Source organism: Bradyrhizobium sp., assembly GCF_016462955.1.
Classification (GTDB): domain Bacteria; phylum Pseudomonadota; class Alphaproteobacteria; order Rhizobiales; family Xanthobacteraceae; genus Bradyrhizobium.
The window spans coordinates 1-3,679 of sequence record NZ_JAEMSD010000563.1 but is presented as its reverse complement, the minus strand read 5'-3'; the positions used below and the strand labels follow the sequence as shown (position 1 = coordinate 3,679).

5 protein-coding genes are annotated in these 3,679 nt (G+C 68.2%); all 5 read left to right on the top strand.

Annotated elements, in window-relative coordinates; all coding sequences use genetic code 11:
- Nucleotides 1–1,317, top strand: a 1,317-nt coding sequence (locus JHD07_RS34445; RefSeq protein ID WP_291630274.1) for a TldD/PmbA family protein, incomplete at its 5' end; no start/stop codon positions are given.
- Nucleotides 1,304–2,122, top strand: a complete 819-nt coding sequence (locus JHD07_RS34440) for a 3'(2'),5'-bisphosphate nucleotidase CysQ (protein WP_291630271.1) — start codon at nucleotides 1,304–1,306, stop codon at nucleotides 2,120–2,122. The genes JHD07_RS34445 and JHD07_RS34440, both read left to right, overlap by 14 nt.
- A gap of 60 nt (nucleotides 2,123–2,182) precedes the next feature.
- Complete coding sequence (locus tag JHD07_RS34435) at nucleotides 2,183–2,425, top strand: DUF4170 domain-containing protein (protein ID WP_024337533.1); 243 nt, start codon at nucleotides 2,183–2,185, stop codon at nucleotides 2,423–2,425.
- Nucleotides 2,422–3,141 (top strand): lysophospholipid acyltransferase family protein, encoded by a 720-nt coding sequence (locus tag JHD07_RS34430; protein ID WP_291630268.1) that lies wholly within the window; start codon nucleotides 2,422–2,424, stop codon nucleotides 3,139–3,141. Before JHD07_RS34435 ends, JHD07_RS34430 begins: the two co-directional genes overlap by 4 nt.
- On the top strand, nucleotides 3,134–3,679 hold a 546-nt coding region (locus JHD07_RS34425; protein ID WP_291630266.1), incomplete at its 3' end, for a glycosyltransferase N-terminal domain-containing protein. The genes JHD07_RS34430 and JHD07_RS34425, both read left to right, overlap by 8 nt.

Below are 3,679 nucleotides of genomic sequence, written 5' to 3'. Positions count from 1 at the left end.
CTCGCGCAGCGGCTGGTCGAGGCGGCGGCGCGCGCCGCCGCCGATGCGGCCGACGCGGTCGCGGTGCGCGGTGTCTCGCAAGGCGTCGAGGTCCGCGACGGCCGCGTCGAGGAATCCGAGCGCTCCGAAGGCGACGACGTCGGCCTGCGGGTGCTGGTCGGCCAGCGCCAGGCGGTGGTCTCGACGAACGACGTCAGCGGCGATGCCGTCACCAAGCTCGCCGAGCGTGCGGTCGCGATGGCGCGCGTGGCGCCCGACGACAAATATGTCGGTCTCGCCGATCCCGCGCTGCTCGCGCGCGACTTCCCCGATCTCGACCTGCTCGATCCCGACCTGCCCACGACCGCCGAGCTCGAGCGCCGCGCGCTGGCGGCCGAAGCTGCGGCGCTCGCCGTCAAGGGCGTGACCAAATCCGGCGGCGCGTCCGCCTCCGCCGGCATCGGCGGCATGGTGCTCGTCACCTCGACCGGCTTCCACGGCTCTTACCTGCGCTCCAGCCAGGGCATCTCCGCTACCGCCATCTCGGGCGAAGGCACCGGCATGGAGCGCGATTACGACTTCACCTCGGCGCCGCATGGCGCCGATCTGCTGTCGCCGGAAACCGTCGGCCGCTCCGCCGGCGAGCGCACCGTGGCGCGCTACAATCCGCGCAAGGTCGAGACCTGCAAGGTGCCGGTCGTGTTCGATCCGCGCGTCGCGGGCTCGCTGGTCGGCCATCTCGTCGGCGCCATCAACGGCGCCTCGATCGCGCGCAAGACCAGCTTCCTGAAGGACAAGCTCGGCCAGCCTCTGTTCGCCAAGAACATCCGCATCGTCGACGATCCCTTGCGCAAGCGCGGCCTGCGCTCGCAGACCTTCGACGCCGAGGGCGTCGCGGTGAAGCGGACGGCGCTGGTCGACGAGGGCGTGCTGACGACCTGGCTGCTCGACTGCGCCACCGCGCGCGAGCTCGGCCTCGCCACCACCGGTCATGCCCATCGCGGCGTCTCGTCCTCGCCCTCGCCCGGACCGTACAATCTGCATCTCGAGCCGGGAACGCCGACGCCGGCCGAATTGATCTCGGATATCAAGCAGGGCTTCTACGTCACCGACCTGATCGGCTCCGGCGTCAACGGCGTCACCGGCGATTACAGCCGCGGCGCCTCCGGTTTCTGGATCGAGAACGGCGAGATCACCTATCCCGTCAGCGAAGTCACGATCGCCGGCCATCTGTTCGAGATCTTCAAGTCGATGCAGCCGGCTAACAATCTCGAATTCCGCTACGGCATCAATGCGCCGACGGTGCGCATCGAGGGCTTGACGCTTGGCGGACGCTGACGCGCAACCCCTGGACCAAACCATCCTGGCGCGCGATGCGGCGCTGCTGAAGGAGACGGTGCGGGACGCCGGCGCGCTGGCGCAATCGATGTTTCGCACCGAGCTGAGGAAGTGGACCAAGGGCGCGTCCTCGCCGGTGTCGGAGGCCGACATCGCAGTCAACGACCTGCTCGAAGCGCGCCTGCGGGCTGCGACCCCCGATTACGGCTGGCTGTCCGAGGAGAGCGCCGACGACGCGGGCCGGCTGTCGCGACGGCTGACCTGGATCGTCGATCCCATCGACGGCACCCGCAACTATCTCGGCGGCCATGACGAATGGTGCGTCAGCGTCGCGCTGGTTGCGGATGCCTCGCCGGTGCTGGCCGCGGTGTTCGCCCCGGCGAGCGAGGAGTTCTTTTTCGCCGCGCGGGGCCAGGGCACGACGCTCAACGACAAGCCGGTGCGCGCGACGCGCGGATCCGAGCTCGACTTCGCCCGCGTCGCCGGCCCGAAGCCGCTGGTCGAGCGGCTGAAGCCGTCGCTCGGCGACATCAAGCTGCACCGGCGAATCGGTTCGCTGGCGCTGCGGCTGTGCCGGGTCGCCCATGGCGCGCTGGATGCGGCCTTTGCGGGCGGCAACAGCCATGATTGGGATCTTGCGGCGGCCGATTTGATCGTGCAGGAAGCGGATGGTAGGATGAGCGACCTCTCCGGAGAACCCATCCTCTATAACCGCCGGGAAGTGACGCACGGGGTGCTGGTGGCGGCGGGACACGATCGGCATGCGGGCATTGTCGCGCATTTTCGAAACCGGTCCCTGGCCTGAAGCGCTCCGTCGTGCTTGTCGGACACTGCTTTGCCGGGCAGCCCGTTAGGAAGAGAACCCATGCCAGATAGCGCCCCGCAACAACTGCTTCACCTCGTCATCGGCGGCGAGCTCGTCGACCTCGAGCACAACACCTTCAAGAATCTGGACGACGTCGACATTGTCGGCCTCTATCCGAACTATGCCGCCGCCCACGCCGCCTGGCGCGCCAAGGCGCAGAGCACGGTCGACAACGCGCAGATGCGCTACTTCATCGTCCACCTCCACCGGCTGCTCGATCCGAACCAAGAACCGGCGCGTTGAAGAAACTGCTTCGCAATACGCTGCGAAGCAGCTGGTTTCAGCGTGCCGTCGGGGTCCTGGCGGCAGAATATCTGCGTCTGGTCTGGCGGACCAACCGCTTCAGGTTCGATCCGCCCGAGGTCTACGAGCGCGTCGAGCCGCAGCTCCCTGCGATCTTCGCGTTCTGGCACGGCCAGCATTTCCTCACGCCCTTCATCAAGAACCAGGACAAGGCCTCCTATCGCGCCAAGGTGCTGATCTCCCGCCATCGCGACGGCGAGTTCAACGCGATCGCGGCCGAAAGGCTCGGCATCGGAACCATCCGCGGCTCCGGCGACCATGGCGGGGCGTTCCATCGCAAGGGCGGTGTGGGTGCCTTCAAGGAAATGGTGCGGACGCTGCAGTCCGGCTGTAATGTCGCGCTGACCGCCGACGTTCCCAAGCGCTCGCGCGTGGCGGGGCTCGGCATTATCATGCTGGCACGGGAATCGGGACGGCCGATCATGCCTTTCGCGATGGCGACCAGCCGCTTCGTCCGGCTCAGGAACTGGGACCGCACCACCATCAACCTGCCGTTCGGGCGGGGCGCATTGGTCGGCATCAAGGAAATCCACGTGCCTCCGGATGCCGATGCCGCTGCGATGGAAGCGTTGCGGCAGGAGCTCGAGGACACGTTGAACGAGGCGACCCGGCGCGCCTATCAGCAGCTCGGCCGCCCGGGGCCGGAAGATGTCTAAATCGCTTCCCATTGCGTTGCCGATCACGCTGCGGATGTACCGGCGCCTGGCTAGCGGCCTCGTGCCGCTCGCGCCCGCGCTGATCAAGCGGCGGCTGAAGCAGGGCAAGGAGGATCCCGCGCGCGTCGGCGAGCGGCGGGGGCTGTCGCGCGACGTGCGGCCGCATGGCCCGCTGGTCTGGATCCACGGCGCCAGCGTCGGCGAGGTGCTGGCGGCGGCGGCGCTGATCGAGCGGCTGCGCGAGCTCAACCTTCGCATCCTGCTGACCTCGGGGACCGTCACCTCGGCCGCGGTCGTGGCAAAACGCTTTCCGCCCGACGTGATCCATCAATACGTGCCGTACGACTCGCCGCGCTATGTCGCGCGCTTCCTCGACCATTGGAAGCCGTCGCTGGCGCTGTTCATCGAATCCGATCTGTGGCCGAACCTGATCCTGGCCGGCGCGTCGCGCCGCCTGCCGATGGTGCTGATCAACGGGCGGATGTCGCCTCGCTCCTTCCCGCGCTGGCGGCGCATGCACGGCACCATCTCGGCGCTG

What these genes read in the sequence shown, in the direction of transcription:
- JHD07_RS34435 (WP_024337533.1), top strand. Translation starts at nt 2,183, where the DNA reads ATGCCAGATAGCGCCCCGCAACAACTGCTTCACCTCGTCATCGGCGGC.